Here is a 22,551-nt window from a genome sequence, read left to right as displayed (position 1 = left end):
CCGCTTCCCCTCTGGTAGACAATCCGCGACCCCACCGCCACGCACCGCGTCCGGCGGACGACGCCGCAGACTCGCTCACCCGGGGAGGACACGGCATGCACCCCCGCGCCGCACCACCACCCGCCGCCCGCGCCCCACGCCCACCGGCCCCCGGAGCGCGCCGGTACCGGGGCCGCGCATGAGCCCCCGGATGATCGACCCGGCGGGCATCCCGGACTTCACCGGGGACTTCGAGCAACTCCGGGAGGACGCCGAGGCGTTACGGAAGGACGGCCGCGCGGTCCGGGAGACGGGCGCCGACGTGCACGGGCGCTTCCAGGGCCTGTCCGCCTTCTACACCGCCCCCGAGGCCGAACAGCTCTTCGCCACGACCCGGCCCGTCGCCGAGAGGGCCGACGCCTTCGCGGACCGCCTGGAGCAGGTCGGCGGCATCCTCGACGCGTTCCGGGCCCGGGCCCAGCCCCTCGTCCGCGCCCTCGAACGGCTCAGGGCCGAGGCGCGCGCCTTCGTGGAGTCCGTGCGGGACGACGAAGAGTGGAGGTTCGACGGCGACACGATCGACCGCAACGCCGAGCTGGTCCAGGCAGTCTCCGTCCTCCAGGCGCAGTTCTGGGCGGCCGAACGGGAGGCGGCCAACTCGATCACCGCCCTGGTCGGAGGCGCGCGGTGGACCGCCGGCGACGGCACCGGCGGCGAGGGCACGTACGGCCTCAGCGTCGAGGACATGCGCGGACTCACCGAGACGCCCTGGGGTGACGTCCTGGAGGAGGAGCACCACTGGCACGAGTTCGGCCACTGGGCGAAGAGCTTCGTGTGGGACGGCATGGTCATCGACGGCGTCGGCGGGGCGTTCACGGCCTACCTCAGCCTCACCGGCCGCCTGGGCGATGCGGCGTTCGAGCAGTCCTGGCAGGTGACGGCCGAGGTCCTGGCCGCCGCGGCGGCCATCGGCGTCGATCCCCGCAACGTCGTGGTGCAGGTCGCACCGATCGAGGTGCGGACGTACCTGGCGGATGCGAAGCAGACCGCCAAGGAGGCGGCCAAGGCGTTCGTGGCCTACGACCAGTGGGAGAAAGACCCGGCCCGCGCCTCGGGCGCGACGTTCTTCAACGCCCTCAGCCTCGTCGGCGTCAAGGGAGCGACCGCGCCCCTGAAGATGGCGGCCCCCGCGAGCCGGGCCGCCACGGCAGCCCGGCACCTGACCGACGCCGCCGACCCCGCCGGGCTCGTCGCCCGCTCGGTGCGGCGGGTCGAGATGCCCGCCCCGGCGGACGTCACCGCCCGCCTCGCCGGCCACAGCGCCGTCCGGGCCACCGCCCTCCCCGACGGCACCCACCTCCTCCCGGACGGCACCCGCCTCTCCCCCGGCGACCCCGTGCCCGGGCTCCCGCCCGGCAAGACCGCCGTCGCCCTCCCCGACGGCACCCTCCGCCTCCCCCCGAACCACCACCTCACCCCGGACGGCCGTCTGGAGACCGACGGGGGCCGTTTCCCCGCAAGAGAGAACGCCTTCGACAGCACGAGATTGGCGGGCGAGAGCGACCCGGCTTCGGTGAGGCCGCACGACCTCCTCCCGCCGGAGCCCCGCAGCAAGCTCTCAGCCGAGTCAGCCCGGGGAACGGACAGGCCCGTCCCCGCCTATGAGGACGTCAGGCAGGCGCTGGTCGAGCGGAAGCTGGAGGTCTCGTCCCGCTCCTACTCACCGGACCAGGGCCACGCCTACGCCACCCGGGTTTTCGCCGGGGGCCGACCCGACGGCGAGACGGTGCTGGCCGGGCACGGCTTCTTCGACCAGACCTCGGGGCCGATGACCGTGCCCCCGGGCACGTCGGTCTCCTTCTACGTACCCCACGAACAACGCATTCCCGGCCTGAACGGCGTAGCAGTCGAAAGCGGTGTCTACCCGAAGCACGGATACACAGAGACGTATCACGCGGGAGAGACCATCATGGATTACTTCCTCGCCCCGCCCCAGGCTTCGGCGTTCGGAGGGTTCAGCGTCATGGAGAATTCGATCACGGTACCGGAGATCACGAGGCTGTCCGATCTTCTGCGGGCAGACATGGGCAGGGTCCACTGGGCCGCCTGCCGCGAGTCCGCGACCCACTTCTAGCGAGAACGAGGCAGGCATACGTGACCAAGGCGGAGCCGTTCGCACACCAGTGGGTCATTCCCACCGTTTCGCTGGTGGTGCAGAAGGCGGACCTCGATCCCGGGTACGTGACCAGCATCCTGGGCATCGCCCCGACGAGCACGCGGCTGCCGGGGGCGGACGCCTGGCATCCGGGTTCCACGGACGGCCTGTGGGTCCTGCGCCGGGGCGGACACGCGGCGGACACCGTGTCCGAACAGCTGGACGCGATGCTGGCGAGCACCGCGGGCGCGGCGCGGGCGCTCCGGGAACTGGCGGCGTCAGGACACCGGATCTCCCTCCGCATCCAGGGCTACGCGGGAAACAACGCCGGGTTCCATCTCACCGGTGCGCAGGTGGGCGGGCTCGCCGCTCTCGGTGTAGCGCTGGAAGTGGTCCCGAACACCAACGAACGCTGACCGGTCCCACGGATTCAGGAGAGCACCGCACATGCGCACATGGGAGAACGTCGCCGTACGGCTTTCCGTGACCTTCCGGGGGCACCCGCCGGAGGCGATGCGGGACGTCGTCGCAGCGCTCACCGTGGTGGAGGAGCCCGCGCCGGGTTCCGGGGAGGAGCGCACGTACCGGTTCTCGGCCGGTCCGCCGGGCCGCCCGGGGAGCTTCGACGGGGAGATCGACGCGCTGATCGACCGGCTCCTCCAGCAACGTGCGTCCGTGACCGCCCTCGTGGCCCAGGCGGACGGCGTGCGGGTGGAGATCGCCGGTGAGGTCGAGACCGGGTCGTGTCTGCGCGTGGCGCCCCGCCAGTTGGCCGCGCTCGGCTCGTTGGGCGTGCAGGTGGCCTTCACGGCGTGGTGTGAGGAGACGCCGGACGTCCTGGCGGAGATCCTCGGTCTCTGAGCGGGGAAGGGCGTGCCGCCGGGCCGCCCGGGCCCCTCCCCGGACGCGAGGAGGGGTCAGGGGAGGGCTGGGGTTACTCCACCGTGACGGACTTGGCGAGGTTGCGGGGCTTGTCGATGTCGCGGCCCAGCGCGAGCGCCGTGTGGTAGGCGAGGAGCTGGAGGGGGATGCCCATGAGGATCGGGTCCAGCTCGGGCTCGTTGCGCGGCACCACGATCGTGTGGTCGGCCTTCTCCTGGACGGAGTGCGCGACGGCGAGGATGCGGCCGCTGCGGGCCTTGATCTCCTCCAGCGTGGCGCGGTTCTTGTCGAGGAGGTCGTCGTCCGGGAGGATCGCCACGGTCGGCACGGCGGGCTCGATGAGCGCGAGGGGGCCGTGCTTCAGCTCGGAGGCCGGGTACGCCTCGGCGTGGATGTAGGAGACCTCCTTGAGCTTCAGGGACGCCTCCCGGGCCACCGGGTAGCCGCGCACCCGGCCGACGAACATCATCGACTTGGCGGTGGCGTAGTCGGCGGCGAGTTCGGCGATGCGCGCCTCGCCCTCCATGACCTCGGCGATCTGGCCGGGCAGCTTGCGCAGGCCCTCGATGACGCGCTTGCCGTCGGCCACCGACAGGTCGCGGATGCGGCCGAGGTGCAGGGCGAGCAGGGCGAAGGCGACGGCGGTGTTGGTGAAGCACTTGGTGGAGACGACGCACACCTCGGGCCCGGCGTGGACGTAGACGCCGCCGTCGGTCTCGCGGGCGATGGCGCTGCCGACGACGTTGACGACGCCGAGCACCCGGGCGCCCTTGCGCTTCAGCTCCTGCACGGCGGCCAGGGTGTCGTACGTCTCGCCGGACTGGCTGACCGCGATGTACAGGGTGTCGGGGTCCACCACGGCGTTGCGGTAGCGGAACTCGCTGGCCGGTTCGGCGTCGGCGGGGATGCGGGCCAGTTCCTCGATGAGCTGGGCGCCGATCATGCCCGCGTGGTAGGCGGAACCGCAGCCGAGGATCTTCACGCGGCGCACCGCGCGGGCCTCGCGGGCGTCCAGGTTGAGGCCGCCGAGGCGGACGGTGGCGAACCGGTCCTCGATGCGTCCGCGCAGCACCCGGTCCACCGCGTCGGCCTGCTCGGCGATCTCCTTGTGCATGTAGGTGTCGTGGCCGCCCATGTCGTAGGACTCGGCGGCCCACTCCACCGTCTCGGGGGACGCCTGGGTGCGGGAGCCCTCGGTGGTGTAGGTGCGGTAGTCGTCGGCCTTGAGGGTGGCCATCTCGCCGTCGTCCAGCGTCACGACCTGGCGGGTGTGCGAGACGAGCGCCGCGACGTCGGAGGCGAACAGCATCTCGTGCTCGCCGATGCCCAGCAGCACGGGGGAGCCGTTGCGGGCGACGACGATGCGGTCGGGAAAGCCGGCGTGCAGGACGGCGATGCCGTAGGTGCCCTCGATGACGGACAGCGCCTCGCGGACCTTGCCCTCCAGGGTGTCCGCCTGGGACCGGCCGACGAGGTGGGCCAGCACCTCGGTGTCGGTCTCGGAGGCGAACTGCACGCCGTCGGCGGTGAGTTTCGCGCGCAGGTCGTCCGCGTTGTCGAAGATGCCGTTGTGGACGACGGCCACCGTGCCGCTCACGTCCGTGTGCGGGTGGGCGTTCTCGTCGCTGGGGGCGCCGTGGGTGGCCCAGCGGGTGTGCGCGATGCCGGTGGTGCCCGCGAAGCGCTTGGGCAGCCGGGCCTCCAGCTCGCGGACGCGGCCCTGGGCCTTCGCCGTCTTCAGCCCCGCGCTCTTGCCGGTCCCGCTGCTGTGGATGGCGATTCCGGCCGAGTCGTAGCCCCGGTACTCCAGCCGCTGGAGACCTTCGAGCAGCAGCGGGGCGGCGTCCCGCCTGCCGATGTAACCCACGATTCCGCACATACGGCGCTTCTCCTTCGACGACGACGTCCCTGTGTGCCCGCTTCCGCGCTGCGGCGTCAGCCGTAGACGATGCGGCGGAGCTGCCGCAGCGAGAGCTGCGGCGGCGCGACCGCGCGGTGCGGCAGCTCGGCCTGGATGCGCTCGAAGATCGCCGGGTTGGTCAACCCGCGCGACTGGAGCTCCCGGTGCCGGCGGCGCACGTACGCCTCGGCCGTCTCGTCGAAGTAGGCGAGCACGTCGAGCACCACCCGGCCCGCCTCACCGCGCTGGAGGGCGGTGGTGCGGACCAGGTGGTCGACGAGGTCGTCGTACTGCGGCGTCCGGCGTTCGGGCACCCGTCGATACTGCGGGGGCGGGCCCGGTTTCGCAAGAAATCTGCCCGCTTCCGGGCAGGACCCCGCACGAAAGGCCGGGCAGGACCCCGGCAGGACGCCGGTCAGGGTGCCGGTCAGGACGCGGGGACGCCCAGTTCGCGGGCGATGAGCATGCGCTGCACCTCGCTGGTGCCCTCACCGATCTCCAGGATCTTCGCGTCACGCCACATGCGGGCGACCGGGTACTCGTTCATGAACCCGTAGCCGCCGTGGATCTGGGTGGCCTCGCGGGCGTTGGTGACGGCGATCTCCGAGGAGTACAGCTTGGCGATGGCCGCCTCCTTCTTGAACGCCTCCCCCGCCAGCATCCGGGAGGCGGCGTCCCGCCAGGCGACGCGGGCGGTGTGGGCGCGCATCTCCATGTCGGCCAGCTTGAACTGGATGGCCTGGTTGGCTCCGATGGGACGGCCGAACGCGGTGCGCTCGCGGGCGTAGGCCACCGACTCGTCCACGCAGCCCTGGGCGAGCCCGGTGGCGAGCGCGGAGATGGCGATGCGGCCCTCATCCAGGATGCGCAGGAACTGGGCGTACCCGCGGCCCTCCTCACCCACGAGGTTCTCCACGGGGACGCGGACGTCGGAGAAGGACAGCTCGCGGGTGTCGGAGGCGTTCCAGCCCACCTTCGAGTACGGCGCCGCCACGGTGAAGCCGGGGGTGCCCGACGGCACGATGATCGAGGAGATCCGCGGCGATCCGTCGTCCTTGCGGCCGGTGACGGCGGTGACGGTGACGAGCCCGGTGATGTCGGTGCCGGAGTTGGTGATGAAGCACTTGGTGCCGTTGATCACCCAGTGGTCGCCGTCCCGCACGGCCGTCGTGCGGGTGCCGCCCGCGTCCGAGCCGCAGTCCGGCTCGGTGAGCCCGAAGGCGCCCAGCGTCTCGCCCGAGCACAGCTTGGGCAGCCACGCGCGCTTCTGCTCCTCGGTGCCGAACCGGTAGATCGGCATGGCCCCGAGCGAGACCCCGGCCTCCAGGGTGATGGCGACGGAGGAGTCGACGCGGGCCAGTTCCTCCAGGGCCAGGCACAGCGCGAGGTAGTCGCCGCCCATGCCGCCGTAGCTCTCCGGGAAGGGCAGCCCGAACAGGCCCATGCGGCCCATCTCGCGCACGATCTCGTAGGGGAACGCGTGGCGCTCGTAGTAGTCGCCGATCTTCGGCGCGACGACGTCGTGCGCGAACTCCTCGACGGTGCGGCGCAGTTCCTCGTGCTCGGGGGTGAGGCGGTGGTCCAGGGACATGACGGTCACTGCTCCTTGTGGGAGACGCGGTCGAAGGCGTCGTCGCGGGCGAGGGCCCGCACGGTGCGGGAGGGGCTGGGGCGGCCCAGCCGGGCGGCCATCCACGCGCTCGTGGCGGTGAGGCGGCCGAGGTCGATGCCGGTCTCGATGCCGAGGCCGTGCAGCATCCAGACCAGGTCCTCGGTGGCGAGGTTGCCGGTGGCGCTCCGGGCGTAGGGGCAGCCGCCGAGCCCTCCGGCGGAGGCGTCGACGGTGGTGACACCGTGCTGGAGGGCGGCGAGGGTGTTGGCCAGCGCCTGCCCGTAGGTGTCGTGGAAGTGGACGGCGAGGCGTCCGGCGGCCAGGCCCGCGTCGTCCAGGGCGGCGAGCAGCGCGGTGACGTGGCCGGGGGTCGCGGTGCCGATCGTGTCGCCGAGGCTCAGTTCGTCGCAGCCCATGCCGTCCAGGGCCTGGCACACGGCGACGACGCGGGCGACGTCCACCGGGCCCTCCCACGGGTCCCCGAAGCACATGGACAGGTAGCCGCGCACCCGCGCCCCGGCCTGCCTGGCGCGGGCGACGACCGGCGCGAACATCGCCAGGGCCTCGTCCACGGTGCGGTTGAGGTTGGCCTTGGCGAAGGACTCCGTGGCGCTGGCGAACACGGCGACGTCCTCGGCGCCGAGGGCCAGCGCCCGGTCCAGGCCGCGTTCGTTGGGCACGAGCACCGGCAGCCGCACGCCGGGGGCGAGGTGGGCGACGCGCGGGAACAGCTCCTCGGCGTCGGCGAGCTGCGGCACCCAGCGCGGGTGCACGAAGCTCGTCGCCTCGACCGTGGTGAGCCCGGCGTCCGCGAGGCGGTGGACGAACTCCGCCTTGACCTCGACGGGCACGATGCCCTGCTCGTTCTGCAGCCCGTCCCGCGGGCCGACCTCGTGGACGCGCACCCGGGCGGGCAGCCCGGCCAGCGGCATCCGCATGGGCAGTCCCCCGCTCACGCGTCCTCCTCCTCACCTGCGCGGTCCGGCCTGCCCGGCCCGTCCGGCTGCTGCGGCCCGTCCGGCTCGACGACGGCCAGCACCTGGTCCATGGCGACGGTGCTGCCCGCCGTGACGTCCAGCCCGGTGACCCTCCCGGCGTGCGGCGCCTCGATGACGTGCTCCATCTTCATGGCCTCCACGACGAGCAGCGCCTGCCCGGCGGCCACCTCGTCCCCGACGGCCGCCTTGACGACGGTGACGGTGCCGGGCATCGGCGCCGTCAGCGCGTCGGCGCCCGCCGCCGCGCCGCCGCCGCGCAGGGCGGCGGTCACCGGGTCGTGGTCGCGGACGTGCCAGCTCGCGCCGTCCCGGCCGAGCCAGTGGCCGGGGCCGTCGGCGGCGTGGGCGAACCGGTGCGCGGCGCCCGCCCACTCCAGGTGGACGCGGCCGGGTTCGCAGCGCAGCCGGGCGCGGACGGGGGCGGCGTCCCCGACGCGCACCTCGGCGTCGGCGGCCCGCCCCCGCACCCGCACGGCCACCGGTTCGCCGCCGGGCAGCCGCAGGTGGTGGACCGTCCAGGCGGGGGTGCCGCCGAGCCGCCAGCCGGAGGGCACCGCGAACGGGTCCGTCCAGCCGGCGGCGTCCGGCGCGGGCTCGTGGGCCGCCTGACGCAGCAGGGCCGCCGCGGCGTAGACCTCCTCGGGCACCGACGCGGGCAGCAGGGCCGCGGCGTCCCGGTCCACCAGGCCGGTGTCCAGCTCGCCCGAGACGACGGCGGGGTGGGCGAGCAGGGCGTGCAGGAAGGCGGTGTTGGTGTCCACGCCGAGGACCGTGGTGCCCGCCAGCGCGCCGCGCAGGCGGCGCAGGGCGGTGGGGCGGTCGGGGCCGTGGGCGACGACCTTGGCGAGCATCGGGTCGTAGGTGGTGCCGACCTCGGTGCCCTCGCTGAGCCCCGAGTCGGTGCGCACGCCCTCCCCGTCCGGTTCGCGCAGCAGCAGGACGGTTCCGGCCGAGGGCAGGAAGTCCACCCGTTCCCCGGCGGCCCTGGCCGTCTCGGCGCAGATCCGCGCCTCCACGGCGTGCCCGGTGAGGCGGACGTCGTCCTGGGCGTACGGCAGCGGCTCCCCGGCGGCGACGCGGAGCTGCCACTCCACGAGGTCCAGCCCGGTGACCAGCTCGGTGACGGGGTGCTCGACCTGGAGGCGGGTGTTCATCTCCATGAAGAAGTACGCGCCCGGGTCACTTCCGGGGACGATGAACTCCACGGTGCCCGCGCCCCGGTAGCCGCAGGCGCGGGCGGCGTCGGCCGCGGCGGCGCCCATGGCCGCGCGGGTCTCCTCGTCCAGCAGCGGGCTGGGCGCCTCCTCCACGATCTTCTGGTGGCGGCGCTGGAGTGAGCACTCGCGCTCGCCCAGGTGCAGGACGGTGCCGTGGCCGTCGGCGAGCACCTGGATCTCGATGTGCCGGGGCCGGTCGACGAACCGTTCGACCAGGAGGGTGTCGTCCCCGAAGGAGGTGCGGGCCTCGCGGCGGGCGGCGGCGATCTCGTCGGGCAGCGTGGCCGCGTCCCGCACCAGGCGCATGCCCTTGCCGCCGCCGCCCGCCGAGGGCTTGAGCAGCACGGGCATGCCGATGGCGCGTGCGGCTTCGGCCAGCTCGGCGTCGGTGAGGGCGCTGCCGGAGGAGCCGGGGACGACGGGCACCCGGGCGGCGCGCACCGTCTCCTTGGCGCGGATCTTGTCGCCCATCAGCTCGATGGCGTCGGCGGGCGGGCCGATGAAGACGAGCCCGGCGCCGGTGACCGCCCGCGCGAAGGCGGCGTTCTCGGCGAGGAAGCCGTAGCCGGGGTGGACGGCCTGGGCGCCGGTGGCGCGGGCCGCATCCAGCAGCGCCTCGGTGCGCAGGTAGCTCTCGGCCGCCGGAGCCGGGCCGATGCGGACGGCCGTGTCGGCCTCGCGGACGTGCCGGGCGTCAGCGTCGGCGTCGCTGTACACGGCGGCCGAGCGGATGCCGAGCCGCCGCAGTGTGCGGATGACGCGGACGGCGATCTCGCCGCGGTTGGCGATCAGTACGGTGTCGAACATCTGCGGTTCCTCCCCCTCACATCCGGAAGACGCCGAAACCGGGCTCGCCCAGCGGCGCGTTGGCGCAGGCCGTCAGCGCGAGGCCGAGGACGGTGCGCGTCTCCAGCGGATCGATGACACCGTCGTCCCACAGCCGGGCGGTGGCGTAGTAGGCGTCGCCCTGCTCCTCGTACTGGGCCCGCACGGGCGCCTTGAACGCCTCCTCGTCCTCGGTGCTCCACTCCTCGCCGCGCGACTGGAGCTGGTCCCGCTTGACGGTGGCGAGGACGGAGGCGGCCTGCTCGCCGCCCATGACGGAGATCTTCGCGCCGGGCCACATCCACAGGAAGCGGGGGCTGTAGGCGCGGCCGCACATGGAGTAGTTGCCCGCGCCGTAGGAGCCGCCGATGACGACGGTCAGCTTGGGCACGCGGGTGGTGGCCACGGCCGTCACCATCTTGGCGCCGTGCTTGGCGATGCCGCCCGCCTCGTAGGCGCGGCCGACCATGAACCCGGAGATGTTCTGGAGGAACAGCAGCGGGATGCCGCGCTGGTCGCACAACTCGATGAAGTGGGCGCCCTTCTGGGCGGACTCGGAGAACAGGATGCCGTTGTTGGCGACGATGCCCACCGGGTGCCCGTGCAGGCGGGCGAAGCCGGTGACGAGCGTGGTGCCGTACTCGGCCTTGAACTCCTGGAACCGGGAGCCGTCGGTGATGCGGGCGATGACCTCGCGCACGTCGTAGGGGGTGCGGGAGTCCACGGGGACGGCGCCGTACAGCCCGGCCGGGTCGACGGCGGGTTCCTCGGCGGGCTCCACCGTCCACGGCAGGGGGCCGCGCGCGGGCAGGGTGGCGACGATGTTGCGGACGATGCGCAGCGCGTGGGCGTCGTCCTCGGCGAGGTGGTCGGTGACGCCGGAGGTGCGGGAGTGCACCTCTCCGCCGCCCAGCTCCTCGGCGGTGACGACCTCGCCGGTCGCCGCCTTCACCAGCGGCGGGCCGCCGAGGAAGATGGTGCCCTGGCCGCGCACGATGACGGCCTCGTCGCTCATCGCCGGGACGTAGGCGCCGCCGGCCGTGCAGGAGCCGAGCACGGCCGCGATCTGCGGGACGCGGGCGGCGGACAGCCGGGCCTGGTGGTAGAAGATGCGCCCGAAGTGGTCGCGGTCGGGGAAGACCTCGTCCTGCATCGGCAGGTAGGCGCCGCCGGAGTCCACCAGGTACAGGCACGGCAGGCGGTTCTCCAGGGCGACCTCCTGGGCACGGAGGTGCTTCTTGACCGTCATCGGGTAGTAGGTGCCGCCCTTGACGGTGGCGTCGTTGGCGACGATCACCACCTCCCGACCCGAGACGCGGCCGATCCCGGCGATCACGCCGGCGGCGGGCGCCTGCCCGTCGTACAGGCCGTCGGCGGCCAGCGGTGCCAGTTCCAGGAACGGCGAGCCGGGGTCGAGCAGCCCGTCCACCCGCTCGCGCGGGAGGAGCTTGCCGCGCGCGGTGTGCCGGGCGCGGGCCCGCTCACCGCCGCCGAGCCGGGCGGCGGCCAGTTTCTCGCGCAGCCGCGCGGCCCGTTCCCGGTGTGCGGCCTCGTTGGTGCGCCAGGCCGGTGACGCCGGGTCTACGGCGCCGGCCAGCGGCGGTGCCTGCTGCATGCCCTGAGCCCCCTTGCTCACGGTGAGTCGGTTAATGTGCGTTAACCTCTGCCGTTCAGGTTAACGGCCGCTAACCCCACTGTCTAGAATCGGAGCCATGAGCACCAGCACCGGGGCCGCGGGGCGGCCGGAGACGTCCGCGGGGGCCGGGGCGTCCCCGGCGCCCAGCCGCCGCGAGCAGATCCTGGACGAGGCCGCCCGGCTGTTCGCCGAGCACGGGTTCCACGGTGTCGGCGTGGACGAGATAGGGGCGGCCGTCGGCATCAGCGGCCCCGGGCTCTACCGGCACTTCACCGGCAAGGACGCCATGCTGGCCGAGCTGCTGGTCGGCATCAGCGAGCGGTTGCACGAGGGCGGACGGGCGCGGCTGTCCGAGGCCGTCACCGCCGGACGCCCGGCGGCCGAGGCGCTGGACGCGCTGATCGCCGGGCACATCGACTTCGCGCTGGACGACCGGCCGCTGATCACCCTGCACGACCGCGAGCTGGACCGGCTGCGCGACGCGGACCGCCGGCGGGTGCGGCGGCTCCAGCGCGAGTACGTGGAGCTGTGGGTCGGCGTCGTCCGCGAGGTGCACCCCGCCCTGCCCGAGCGCGAGGCCAGGGCGGCGGTGCACGCCGTCTTCGGGCTGCTGAACTCCACGCCGAGGCTGAGCCGCCCGGCGGCCCTCCCGGACCGCTCGGCCACCGCCGCCCTCCTGCACCGCCTCGCCTCCGGCGCCTTCGCCGCCGCGGCCGGCCCGGACGCCGCCTGAGCCGCGGCGGAACGGAGGGGCGCGCCCCGCCGGGACGGGCGGTCACCGCCGGGCGGTCACAGGAGGACGACCCCGCGGCGGGCCAGGTACGCGACGGGGTCGACGTCGGTGCCGTAGTCCCGGCTGGCGCGGACCTCGAAGTGCAGGTGCGGCCCCGTGACGCGGCCGGTGGCCCCCGTCTTGCCGATCCGCTCGCCGCCATGGACCCGTTCCCCGGCGGCGACCAGGACGCGCGAGAGGTGCGCGTAGAGCACGAAGTGGCCGTCGTCCATGCGGACGACGACCGCCTCGCCGTAGTCGCCCTGGGTACCGGCGATGTCCACGGTGCCCCTGCCGACCGAGTACACCGGCGTGCCGCTGGCCACGGCGAAGTCGATGCCCGTGTGGTGGCCCGCCTCCCAGTCGCCGGGGACGCCGTACGCGGCGGAGACGCGGTGGCCGCCGGCCAGCGGTCTCGCCCAGGGCGGTCCCGCCGCACTGGCCGCCGTCGCGGCACCCAGTGCGGGGGCGAGCCCCAGCGCCGCGAGCGCCGTGCCGCGCAGTACACCGCGCCGGGTGGGTTCCCGTCTGCGTACACCGTCGTGTGTCCGGATCATCCGACCGTCCTCCCGTGAAGAGACGTCTTCACTGTGAGGACACGACAGCGGCCGGGCGTCTGTCATGTTCCGACGCGCCCGGCGAGCGGCCGAACGGCGTAGGCCACCTATCGGCCCCGGCGTTCAACACTCGTGCGCCGGGCGGGTCTTGCCACCCGGGCCGACCAGGCGGCCAGCTCTGCCCGTAATGATGAATGGAATGGACCAATCTGACGGTCCATGGGGTCGTGAGCCTGAGAAGTGCCAACCAGTGGGAGCGCTCCCAAGGAAGCGCATCCGAGCGCGGCCCGTCAAGAGCTTGAACAACACTGAGGTCACGAAAGATTTCCGCCCGTCATTTCCTGAACTGCCTCTGGCGTAAAGGAGTTGTTGCCGCTACGTTTCATGGCAACCAGTGGGAGCGCTTCCACACGTCCTGCGCCACAGGCGCGCAGCCGACGACGAGGAGTCGCTTTCGTGCACCACCGCTTATGCGCCGTCGCACCACCTCCCCACGCACCCCCCGTACCAGCCGTGAATCCGCCCCCACGGGCGTCGCCGCCCATGGCACGCCCCGCACGGCCCCGGCCGCCGGTCCCCGGCGCTCCGGGTGAGCACGTCCGCACGTCCGCACAGCGCGACAGCGTTCCGGCCATGCCGCCGGAGCGCCCCACGGGCACGCACCGGAACCGCAGGCCCGCCACCCGTGTGGTGGAACCCCACAACCATCCGAAGGGACAGTGATGAGGAAACGGACAGGCACCAGGCGCACAGCGCTCCTGGCGACCGGAACCCTGATCGCCTCGACCGTGGTGACCGGCGCGATGCTGCCCGGCGTCGCGTCAGCGGCCGCGCCCGGCTGCACGGTGGACTACACGGTGCCGAACCAGTGGGGCAACGGCTTCACGGGGGCCGTCTCGGTCACCAACACCGGTGACCCCCTCACCAGTTGGGACCTCACCTGGGACTACGCGGGCAACCAGCGGATCTCCCAGGGCTGGAACGCCAACATCACGCAGAGCGGTTCCTCCGTCAGCGCGAAGAACCCGGGCTGGGGCGGCAGCCTCGGCTCCGGCGCGACCGCGACCTTCGGCTTCAACGCCGAGTACAGCGGCACCAACGAGGCGCCCGCCGAGTTCCGGCTCAACGGCGTCCTGTGCAACACCGACGGCACCGACCCGGGCGACCCGGGCGACCCCGGTGACCCCGGTGACCCGGGCGACCCCGGCGATCCCGGTGACCCGGGCGAGCCCGGCGAGCGCGTCGACAACCCGTACGTCGGCGCCGACGTCTACGTGAACCCGGAGTGGTCGGCGAACGCCGCCGCCGAGCCGGGCGGCGACCGCATCGCCGACGAGCCCACCGGCGTCTGGATGGACCGCAGGGCGGCCATCGAGGGCGTCAACGGCGGCATGGGCCTGCGGGACCACCTCGACGCCGCCGTGGAGCAGGCCGACGGCGACCCGATGGTCTTCCAGGTCGTCATCTACAACCTGCCGGGCCGCGACTGCGCCGCGCTCGCCTCCAACGGCGAGCTGGGCCCGACGGAGATCGACGTCTACAAGACCGAGTACATCGACCCGATCGTCGACATCATGTCCGACGCGAAGTACGAGGACCTGCGGATCGTCACCACCATCGAGGTCGACTCGCTGCCCAACCTCGTTACCAACGTCAGCCCCCGCGCGACGGCCACGCCCGAGTGCGACGTCATGAAGGCGAACGGCAACTACGTCAAGGGTGTCGGCTACGCCCTCGCCGAGCTGGGCGGCATCGGGAACGTCTACAACTACGTGGACGCCGGCCACCACGGCTGGATCGGCTGGGAGGACAACTTCGGCGCCTCCGCGCAGATCATGCACGACGCCGCCACCTCCGAGGGCGCCACGGTGGACGACGTCCACGGCTTCATCACCAACACCGCCAACTACAGCGCGCTGAAGGAGGACAACTTCGCCATCGGCGACGTGATCAACGGCCAGCAGATCCGCGGCGCGGCCAAGTGGATCGACTGGAACAACTACGTCGACGAGCTGAGCTTCGCCCAGGCGTTCCGCCAGGAGGCCGTGTCCGTCGGCTTCAACTCGGACATCGGCATGCTGATCGACACCTCCCGCAACGGCTGGGGCGGCCCCGACCGTCCGGCCGGCCCGGGTCCGCGGACCAGCGCCGACGCCTACGTGGACGGCGGCCGCTACGACCGCCGCTACCAGAAGGGCAACTGGTGCAACCAGGCCGGAGCCGGCCTCGGTGAGCGTCCGCAGACGGCGCCCGAAGCGGGTATCGACGCCTACGTGTGGATGAAGCCCCCGGGTGAGTCCGACGGTTCCAGCCGCCAGATCCCGAACGACGAGGGCAAGGGCTTCGACCGGATGTGCGACCCGACGTACGGGGGCAACGTCCGCAACGGCAACAACCCCTCGGGCGCCCTGGCCAACGCGCCGGTCTCCGGCCACTGGTTCAGCGCCCAGTTCCAGGAGCTGATGGCCAACGCGTACCCGGCGCTGGACTGATCCAGTAGCCGTCACCCCGAACCGCCGCCCGCCGGGAGAGCTCCTTCCCCGGCGGGCGGCGCTCGTCGTGGGGCAGCGCGCGGACGGGGACGGTGCTCTCCCGGCGGGCGGCCCGGCGTGGCGCGGCTGGGGCGCGCCACCGCACGCATGACTGTTCCATTACGAAATGTCACGCAGAGCCGTGCGCGGGTGGCACAACGTCAGCAGATGTGCCATCGTGCCGTGTCGCGCGCTCGGACGGGGGAGGCGATGCCGTGGCGGACAGCAGACCGGTTTTCGAACGGAACGTGGCGATCCGGGCGGTTCACGCGCTCATGCAGCCGCAGCGCCCGGCCCTCCCCGGCCACCGGCGGCCCGTGGTGGTCTTCGAGGGCGCGCACGGCAGCGGCAAGACCGTCCTGCTCGACGTGCTGGCCGAGAAGATCGGCCCGCACATCCCGCACGGGCGCGCCGACCTCGCCGACCCCCTCCACGAGGACGTGCCCACCACGCTCTCCACGCTGGCCGCGGGGCTGGCCGGGCACCGCCCCCGGTACGGCAGGCTCCGCTTCCCCCGGCTGCTCATCGGCCTGCTCGTCCTGCAACAGGACCTGGCCCACCTCGACTTCGAGCAGGCCCGCGAGGACGTGCGGCAACTGCTCGCCCAGCGCCGCACCGGCGGCTGGCCCCAGCGCTTCCTGCGGGACCTCGCGGCCGGGCCGCTGGAGGTCGGGCTCAGCGCGGGCGTCGTCTCCACGACCTTCCAGGTGCCCCTGCGGGGGATCGGCACCGTGGTCGGCCACACCTTCCCCGACCGCGCGCGGTCCTGGTACGGGCACCGCGACCGCGAACTGCCCGACCAGCCCATCGACACCCTCGTCAGGCTCAGCCGCAGCGCCCACGACGTGCGCCGCGAGGAGCCGGGCGAGGTGCGCCACCTCGCCGCCAGGGCACAGGTGGACGGTCTGCTGTGCGAGGCGTTCCTCGCCGACCTGAGGGACGCGTCCCGCCGCGTGCACACCCTCCAGAGCCCGGTCGTCCTGCTGGACAACGCCGACACCCTGCCCGGCCGGACCTTCCTGCGCCGGCTGCTCGACGCCCGCCCTCCGCTGAGCCCCTCCGACTCCGCCGAGCCGCTGACGGTCGTCGCCACGGCGCGGGAGGAACTGCCCGAGATGGCGGACGCCCCGTGCGCGCCCCTGGAATCGGTACTGGACCAGACCGCCCCGCGCGTCCCGGCCGGCGGGACGCCGCCGGTGTGGCTGCGCTACCGGCTGCCCGACCTGTCGCGCGCCGACATCCAGACGCTCATGGACACCCCCGCGGCCCGCGCCGACCGGCGACTGGCCCGGCTCGTGCACACCTACACCGGCGGCCATCCCCAGGCGGCCGGGCTGCTCGCCGCGAGCGCCGCCCGGCACCCGGAGGCGCCCGGCGGGGTCGTCGGTCTCCTGGTGCGTCCGGTGCCCGGGGCCGGGCCGGAGGAGGAACCGGCGGCGGACACCGCGGAGGAGTGGCTGCTGCGCCGCCTGCTCGCGGCCGACGGGCCGCCGCCGGAGGGCGCGCAGTGGGAGGGGCAGGCCACCGCGTTCGCCGCCGGTGCCGCCGCCTGCCGGGAGGTGGACGCCCTGTGGCTGAGCCACCAGGAGGACCTGGTGGACCCGGCCTGGGCCGACGGTGTGCGCCGGGCCCGGCTGTGGGACGCGGCGGGCCCCTCGGGCACCGTCATGCTGCGCCGGCTGCTGCTGCGCCGCCTCGCCGCCCGCGCCCCGGAGGACCCCGTCTCGTGGGGGGCGGTGTACCAGAGGCTCGCCGCGTACTGCCGGGAGCGGGACGACCTGCGGGGCGCGCTGTCCTACCAGCTCGCCGAGGACGACCTGCCGGCCGTCGCCGGGGAGCTGTCCCGGCTGCTGCCCGACATGGCCGGGCGCGCCTGGCTCGACCTGCTGCGGACGGTCGCCGAAGCGCCGTGCGGCAGCCTGGAGCGGCAGCTCATGGACCCCTACACCCACTTCAGCCGCATGGTGCAGGACCTGCCCGAACCCGCGTCCGACGACGTCACCGCCCACGTCGCCCGGCTGCTGACGGCCCTGCGCATCGTCGGCGACCCGGCCGGAGGCGTGGAGCGCGGCTTCCTCCACACCCAGATCTCGCACGCGCTGACCGCGCTCGCCCTGCACTCCCCGGACGGGCTGGTGGCCCTGCACGAGGCGGCCGACGACTACGCGCGGCAGGCCCGGTGGTGGATGTGACCGGGGCGTTACCGGGCGGCGCGGCGCGGGCGCGGGCCGCCGTCCGCCCCAGCCGGGGCGCCGGCGCGCGGGGTGCCGCCGTACCGACCGATGCCAGGGAGAGCCGATGAGCGACACCGCCTCCAGCCACACGGACTTCTCGCCTCCCGCCCGTACCGTCACCCGGCTGCTGGCCGTGGTGGGCGTGCTGGCGCTGCTCGCCGCGGGGGTGGCGGCGGCGGTGTGGCTGCCGCCCCGGCTGGCCTGCGACGGGCCGGGCTCGGGCCTGGTCGAGCGCGGTGGCGAGTGCACCGGCGTCACCGACGGGGCTCCGGCGTTCGTGCCCGGCGAGGCCGCTCTGCACGAGGAGTTCCGGAAGATACAGCGCCGGATCAAGGCGGAGAACGACCGGGTGGCGGGGCAGAAGGGGCCCGCCGTGAAGATCGCGCTGCTCAGCACGCTGACGCCGCGCGTGGGGAGCCCGGCCTCGGCCGGCCAGATCCTGCACTCCCTCCAGGGCGCGCACATCGCGCAGATGCGGGCCAACCACAGCCGCGAACTGGGTGATCCGGCCCCGCAGGTGCAGCTCTACCTGGCCAACGCCGGCAGCGCCCACGACCGCTGGGAGCCGGTGGTGGAGGAGCTGCTCGGCATGACCGGTGACGCGGCGCCGCTGGTCGCGGTCGCCGGGCTGGGGCCGAGCGTCGAGGCCACGCGGCAGGCCGCCGAGCGGCTGTCCGCCGCGGACGTCCCGATGGTCTCCTCGGTGGCCAGCGCGGCCGGGCTGCGGCACGCGGAGATCCCCGGGCTGGTGCGCGTCACGCCGAGCAACACCGACTTCGTCTCCGCCCTGCACGCCTACGTGGGGGCGCGCGACGACCTGGACTCGGCCATACTGGTGCACGACGAGAGCCCGCCCGACCTGCACGTGAAGTCCCTGACCGCGAGTTTCCGGTCGCTGTTCGCCGACGAGCTGGAGGGGCACGCGCCGCAGCCGTTCCAGGGGACGTCGGTCTCCTCCGACGTCCCCTACAGCTTCTTCGACCCGGTCGTGCGCAACATCTGCGGGGCCGACGCGGACATGGTGCTGTTCTCCGGGCGCACCACGGACCTGCACCACTTCCTCGACGCCCTGCACGTGCGCACCTGCCTGTCCGACCCGCTCTCGGTGCTGTTCGTGGAGACCGGTCCGGTCATCGCCGAGGAGGACGTGGAGCGGCTGCGCGAGAGCGGCATCACGGTGGTGCACGCCTCCGCGAGCGACCCGGCCTGGTCGGACGGGGACGGCGCGGAAGGCGGACCGGAAGGCGGCGCGCCCGCCGGGTACGCCGCCTTCGAGGCGGCGTACGCCACCCACCTGCCCGGCGCGGGCGACACCGGCCGGCTCCTGGCGGACGGCTACGCCGTCGCGCACCACGACGCCGTGATGACCGCCGTCCGCGCCGTGCGGCTCACCCACACGGGCGAGGACGGCCGGGACCCGAGCGCGGCGCAGACCGCCCGCGCGCTGTTCCTGCTCAACGAGGACAACACCGTGCGGGCGGCCGGCGGCACCCTGTCGTTCAGCACGTCGCGGGGCGGCGACCCGGGCGCCAAGCCCGTCCCCGTCCTGGAGATCCCCGCACGCGGGACGGCGCACCGCCTCTACGTCACGCCCGCGCTGTGACGCCGCCGCGGGCGGCCGGGCCGACGGCGGCAGGCCCTACGACGACCTGCGGCGGACCAGCTCCGTGGGGATGACCATGCTCTCCGCTGCGGTCGCCGGGCTGGCGAGGCGGCCCAGCAGGAGCCGGGTCATGTCGCGGCCCATGCGCTCTATGGGCTGGCGCACGCTGGTGAGCGGCGGGTCCATGTGACGGGCCACGGGCGAGTCGTCGAAGCCGACCAGCGCGACGTCGTCCGGCACCCTGCGGCCCGCCTGGCGCAGCGCCTGGCGGGCGCCGGAGGCCATGACGTCGGAGGCGCAGAAGACGGCGTCGATCTCCGGGCGGCGGGCGAGCAGGGCCCGCATCGCGTGGTGGCCGCCCTCCTCGGTGAAGTCACCGTGGGCGATGAGATCCTCGTCCAGCAGCCGGCTGGCCGCGCGGACGGCCTCCTGGTAACCGGCCAGCCGGCACTGGGCGACGTACATGTCCAGCGGGCCGGTGATCGTGGCGACCTCGCGCCGGCCCCGGCCGATGAGGTGCTCGACGGCGGCCTGCGCCCCGCCCGCGTTGTCGGAGTCGACGTAGGGCAGCGACTCGCCCGCCGAGCGCCGGCCGCTGAGCACGGTGGGCATCTCGATCTGCTGGAGGAGGTCGGGCAGCGGGTCGTGGGTGTGGACGGAGACCAGCAGCACGCCGTCGACGCGGTGGGCCGCGGCGTACGCGGCGAAGCGCTCGCGTTCCTTGGGGGTGCGGATCAGGGTGAGGAGGAGCTGCATGTCCGCGTCCGCCAGCGCCGCGCTGACCCCGCGCACGATGCCGGAGAAGTAGGGCTCGGCGAACAGCCGCGTCTCGTGCTCGGGCACGACGAGCGCGATGGCGTCGGCGCTGCCGGCGGCCAGGGCGCGGGCGGCCCGGTTGGGCACGTAACCCAGCTCCGCCACGGCCGCCTGGACGGCGGCACGCGTGTGGTCGCTGACCCGGGGAGAGCCGTTGATGACGCGGGAGACGGTGCCCCGGCCCACCCCCGCCAGGGCCGCTACCTGCTCCAACGTGGGCCGGCTGCGACCGGTTCCGCGCACGACCATGGGCGCCTCCCCTCCCCTTCCTCGCGTGTACGGAACATTCAACTACAAGCCTCATTCTGATTACGGGGTGCCGGGTCTCTTGACACCCCTGAAACCGTCCGGGAATCTCTTCAACACATCACTCCTGGGAGCGCTCCCAAGGTATCGCAGCCCCGTGCTTACCTTCACGTCCCGTACGTTCGGGAGAAAGTGACGACGCGCATGCACCGCAGAACCCGCAGATCCTCCTACCGGCTGTCGGCCCTCGGCCTGGCGGCCGTGCTGGGCACCTCCCTCCTCGCCGGCTGCGCCAGCGACGAGGGCGGCAGCACCGGTGGGGGCGACAGCTCGGACGAGGGCAAGACCGAACTCACGGTCGGCCTCTTCGGCACCTTCGGCTTCCTGGAGGCCGGGCTGTACGAGGAGTACGAGCGGCTGAACCCCGACATCACCATCAAGCAGACGGTCGTCGAGCGGAACGAGAACTACTACCCGCAGCTCCTGACCCGGCTCGCCAGCAACAGCGGGCTCGCGGACGTGCAGGCGATCGAGGTCGCCAACGTCGCCGAGGTCGTCCAGACCCAGGCCGACAAGTTCATGGACCTCGGCCAGGCGGACGGCGTCCGCAAGGACGACTGGTTCGACTGGAAGTGGCAGCAGGGCACCACCGCCGACGGCAAGACGATCGCCCTGGGCACCGACATCGGCCCGATGGCGATCTGCTACCGCAAGGACCACTTCGAGGCGGCGGGGCTGCCCACCGACCGCGCCGAGGTCTCCGAGCTGTGGGCCGGTGACTGGCAGAAGTACCTGGACGCGGGCCGGGACTTCCAGGAGAACGGTCCCGACGACGTCTCCTGGGTGGACTCCGCCGGGGGCGTGTACAACGCCGCGATCTCCTCCTACGAGAGCAAGTACTACGACGAGTCCGGCGAGGTCATCTACAAGGAGAACCCGGACGTCCAGGAGGCGTGGGACGTCGCCACCGCCGCCGGCGAGGCGGGCATGACCAAGAAGCTGGAGCAGTTCTCCAAGCCGTGGGACCAGGCGATGAACAACGGCACCTTCGCCACCATCTCCTGCCCCGCCTGGATGCTCGGCTACATCCAGGACAAGGCCGGCGACAAGGGCAAGGACCTGTGGGACGTCGCGGACGCCCCGAAGCCCGGCAACTGGGGCGGCTCCTTCCTCGGCGTCCCGGAGAGCGCGAAGAACAAGGAGGAGGCCGCCAAGTTCGTCGCGTGGCTGACCTCCCCGACCCAGCAGGCCAAGCTGTTCGAGGAGCGCGGCAGCTTCCCGAGCGCGCCGAAGTCCTACGAGACCCCCGAGGTCGCCGAGGCCACGCACGAGTACTTCGCCAACGCCCCGATCGGGGAGATCTTCTCCCGGGCCGCCGAGAACATCCCGACCCAGATCATCGGGCCGAAGGACCAGATCATCCAGGACAACATCGGCCGCGCCGGTGTCCGTCAGGTCGAAGTGAACGGCCTGAGCCCGGATGAGGCCTGGGAGGAAGCGGTCAAGGCCGTCGACAACGCGATCGACAAGTGAGTCGACCGAGACAAGAGAGCCGAAGTGACCACCACTGACGCATCCGCGACCGCGTCCCCCCGTCACACGGGGGGCGCGGCCCCGCGCCCGGCACCGCCGTCCCCGCGTGAGGAACGGAAGAGGGCCCGGCGCAGCCGCTGGTACCAGAGGGACGTGAAGTGGAGCCCGTACGGGTTCATCGCCCCGTTCTTCCTCTTCTTCGGGGCCTTCGGGCTGTTCCCCCTCCTCTACACGGGATACGCCTCCCTGCACTCGGTGTCGCTGACCGCGCCCACCGACATGGAGTGGGTGGGGCTGAAGAACTTCACCCGGCTGTTCGAGGACGACTTCTTCTGGAACGCGCTGGGCAACACCTTCACCCTCGGCGTGATCTCCACCGTGCCGCAGCTGCTCATTGCCCTGGGGCTCGCGCACGTCCTGAACTACAAACTGCGCGGGAGCACGTTCTTCCGCGTCGTCATGCTGGCTCCGTACGCCACCTCGGTGGCGGCGGCCACGCTCGTCTTCGTGATGCTCTACGGCCGCGACTACGGCATGATCAACTGGGCCCTGGACCTGGTGGGCATCGACCCGGTGGACTGGCAGAACGGCAAGTGGACCTCGCAGTTCGCCATCTCCACGATCGTGATCTGGCGCTGGACGGGCTACAACACGCTGATCTACCTGGCGGCCATGCAGGCCGTACCGCGTGACCTGTACGAGTCGGCCGCGCTGGACGGGGCGACGCGCTGGCAGCAGTTCCTGCACGTCACCATCCCCTCGCTGCGGCCGACCATCCTGTTCACCATCGTCGTCTCGACGATAGGCGCGATGCAGCTCTTCGGGGAGCCCCTGCTCTTCAACCCCACCGGCGGGGCGTCGGGCGGCATCGACAACCAGTTCCAGACGCTCGGTCTTTACCTCTACGAGCAGGGCTGGGTCAACCTGCACCTGGGCCGTGCCTCGGCCATCGCCTGGATGATGTTCCTCATCCTGCTGGTCATCGCGCTGGTCAACGCGGTGATCGCACGGCGGCTGCGGAAGAGTGAGTGAGGAGCGGGACATGACCATCACCA

At 73.0% G+C, this 22,551-nt stretch carries 17 protein-coding genes; 9 read left to right on the top strand and 8 right to left on the bottom strand.

What is annotated here, in order from left to right; genetic code table 11:
• Positions 1-178 precede the first annotated feature (178 nt).
• From V1J52_RS08340 to V1J52_RS08330, 3 genes are read left to right on the top strand one after another with little or no spacing between them, the layout of a single operon-like run.
• On the top strand, positions 179-2,113 hold the full coding sequence (locus tag V1J52_RS08340) for a putative adhesin (protein WP_330139004.1): 1,935 nt from the start codon (positions 179-181) through the stop codon (positions 2,111-2,113).
• A gap of 20 nt (positions 2,114-2,133) precedes the next feature.
• Positions 2,134-2,550 carry a DUF4279 domain-containing protein gene (locus V1J52_RS08335; RefSeq protein ID WP_330139003.1) on the top strand — a complete coding sequence of 139 codons (417 nt, stop codon included), beginning with the start codon at positions 2,134-2,136 and terminating at the stop codon, positions 2,548-2,550.
• A 31-nt stretch (positions 2,551-2,581) separates the two neighbouring features.
• Positions 2,582-2,995: a hypothetical protein gene (locus V1J52_RS08330; protein WP_330139002.1), complete on the top strand. Its 414-nt coding sequence runs from the start codon at positions 2,582-2,584 to the stop codon at positions 2,993-2,995.
• A 73-nt stretch (positions 2,996-3,068) separates the two neighbouring features.
• Here the strand turns inward: V1J52_RS08330 and glmS are convergent, their stop codons facing one another.
• From glmS to V1J52_RS08300, 6 genes are all read right to left on the bottom strand, one after another.
• A complete protein-coding gene (gene glmS, locus V1J52_RS08325) occupies positions 3,069-4,895 on the bottom strand; it encodes a glutamine--fructose-6-phosphate transaminase (isomerizing) (protein WP_330139001.1) in 1,827 nt (608 codons plus the stop codon).
• Between the two features lie 56 nt (positions 4,896-4,951).
• Entirely contained in the window at positions 4,952-5,230 is a 279-nt protein-coding gene (locus V1J52_RS08320) for a hypothetical protein (protein WP_330139000.1), read from the bottom strand.
• 113 nt (positions 5,231-5,343) lie between these two features.
• Complete coding sequence (locus V1J52_RS08315) at positions 5,344-6,507, bottom strand: acyl-CoA dehydrogenase family protein (RefSeq protein WP_330138999.1); 1,164 nt, start codon at positions 6,505-6,507, stop codon at positions 5,344-5,346.
• Between the two features lie 5 nt (positions 6,508-6,512).
• Positions 6,513-7,484 carry a hydroxymethylglutaryl-CoA lyase gene (locus tag V1J52_RS08310; RefSeq protein ID WP_330138998.1) on the bottom strand — a complete coding sequence of 324 codons (972 nt, stop codon included), beginning with the start codon at positions 7,482-7,484 and terminating at the stop codon, positions 6,513-6,515.
• On the bottom strand, positions 7,481-9,550 hold the full coding sequence (locus V1J52_RS08305) for an acetyl/propionyl/methylcrotonyl-CoA carboxylase subunit alpha (RefSeq protein WP_330138997.1): 2,070 nt from the start codon (positions 9,548-9,550) through the stop codon (positions 7,481-7,483). The genes V1J52_RS08310 and V1J52_RS08305 overlap by 4 nt, the downstream gene beginning before the upstream one ends.
• 16 nt (positions 9,551-9,566) lie before the next feature.
• Complete coding sequence (locus V1J52_RS08300) at positions 9,567-11,183, bottom strand: carboxyl transferase domain-containing protein (RefSeq protein ID WP_330139542.1); 1,617 nt, start codon at positions 11,181-11,183, stop codon at positions 9,567-9,569.
• Positions 11,184-11,280: 97 nt separating this feature from the next.
• Between V1J52_RS08300 and V1J52_RS08295 the strand changes: the two genes are divergently transcribed.
• Positions 11,281-11,937: an SACE_7040 family transcriptional regulator gene (locus V1J52_RS08295; protein ID WP_330138996.1), complete on the top strand. Its 657-nt coding sequence runs from the start codon at positions 11,281-11,283 to the stop codon at positions 11,935-11,937.
• A 56-nt stretch (positions 11,938-11,993) separates the two neighbouring features.
• Here V1J52_RS08295 and V1J52_RS08290 read toward each other — a convergent pair whose 3' ends face one another.
• Complete coding sequence (locus tag V1J52_RS08290; protein ID WP_330138995.1) at positions 11,994-12,533, bottom strand: M23 family metallopeptidase; 540 nt, start codon at positions 12,531-12,533, stop codon at positions 11,994-11,996.
• 722 nt (positions 12,534-13,255) lie between these two features.
• Here V1J52_RS08290 and V1J52_RS08285 point away from each other — a divergent pair.
• The 3 genes from V1J52_RS08285 to V1J52_RS08275 all read left to right on the top strand — a co-directional run bounded on the left by V1J52_RS08285 (position 13,256) and on the right by V1J52_RS08275 (position 18,901).
• On the top strand, positions 13,256-15,025 hold the full coding sequence (locus tag V1J52_RS08285; protein ID WP_330138994.1) for a glycoside hydrolase family 6 protein: 1,770 nt from the start codon (positions 13,256-13,258) through the stop codon (positions 15,023-15,025).
• Between the two features lie 254 nt (positions 15,026-15,279).
• Positions 15,280-17,256, top strand: a complete 1,977-nt coding sequence (locus V1J52_RS08280) for a hypothetical protein (protein WP_330138993.1) — start codon at positions 15,280-15,282, stop codon at positions 17,254-17,256.
• Positions 17,257-17,362: 106 nt separating this feature from the next.
• Positions 17,363-18,901 carry a type 1 periplasmic-binding domain-containing protein gene (locus V1J52_RS08275; protein WP_330138992.1) on the top strand — a complete coding sequence of 513 codons (1,539 nt, stop codon included), beginning with the start codon at positions 17,363-17,365 and terminating at the stop codon, positions 18,899-18,901.
• A gap of 36 nt (positions 18,902-18,937) precedes the next feature.
• On the opposite strand, the gene V1J52_RS08270 is transcribed toward V1J52_RS08275, so the two are convergent.
• On the bottom strand, positions 18,938-19,966 hold the full coding sequence (locus V1J52_RS08270) for a LacI family DNA-binding transcriptional regulator (RefSeq protein WP_330138991.1): 1,029 nt from the start codon (positions 19,964-19,966) through the stop codon (positions 18,938-18,940).
• A gap of 201 nt (positions 19,967-20,167) precedes the next feature.
• Between V1J52_RS08270 and V1J52_RS08265 the strand changes: the two genes are divergently transcribed.
• Positions 20,168-21,496, top strand: a complete 1,329-nt coding sequence (locus V1J52_RS08265) for an ABC transporter substrate-binding protein (protein ID WP_330138990.1) — start codon at positions 20,168-20,170, stop codon at positions 21,494-21,496.
• A gap of 24 nt (positions 21,497-21,520) precedes the next feature.
• On the top strand, positions 21,521-22,528 hold the full coding sequence (locus V1J52_RS08260; RefSeq protein WP_330138989.1) for a carbohydrate ABC transporter permease: 1,008 nt from the start codon (positions 21,521-21,523) through the stop codon (positions 22,526-22,528).
• The last annotated feature ends 23 nt before the right edge of the window (positions 22,529-22,551 follow it).

Origin of the sequence: Streptomyces solitudinis, from assembly GCF_036323765.1 — a bacterium.
Taxonomy (GTDB): domain Bacteria; phylum Actinomycetota; class Actinomycetes; order Streptomycetales; family Streptomycetaceae; genus Streptomyces.
The sequence above is the reverse complement of the archived record's forward strand: the minus strand, read 5'-3'. Positions and strand labels throughout refer to the sequence as shown.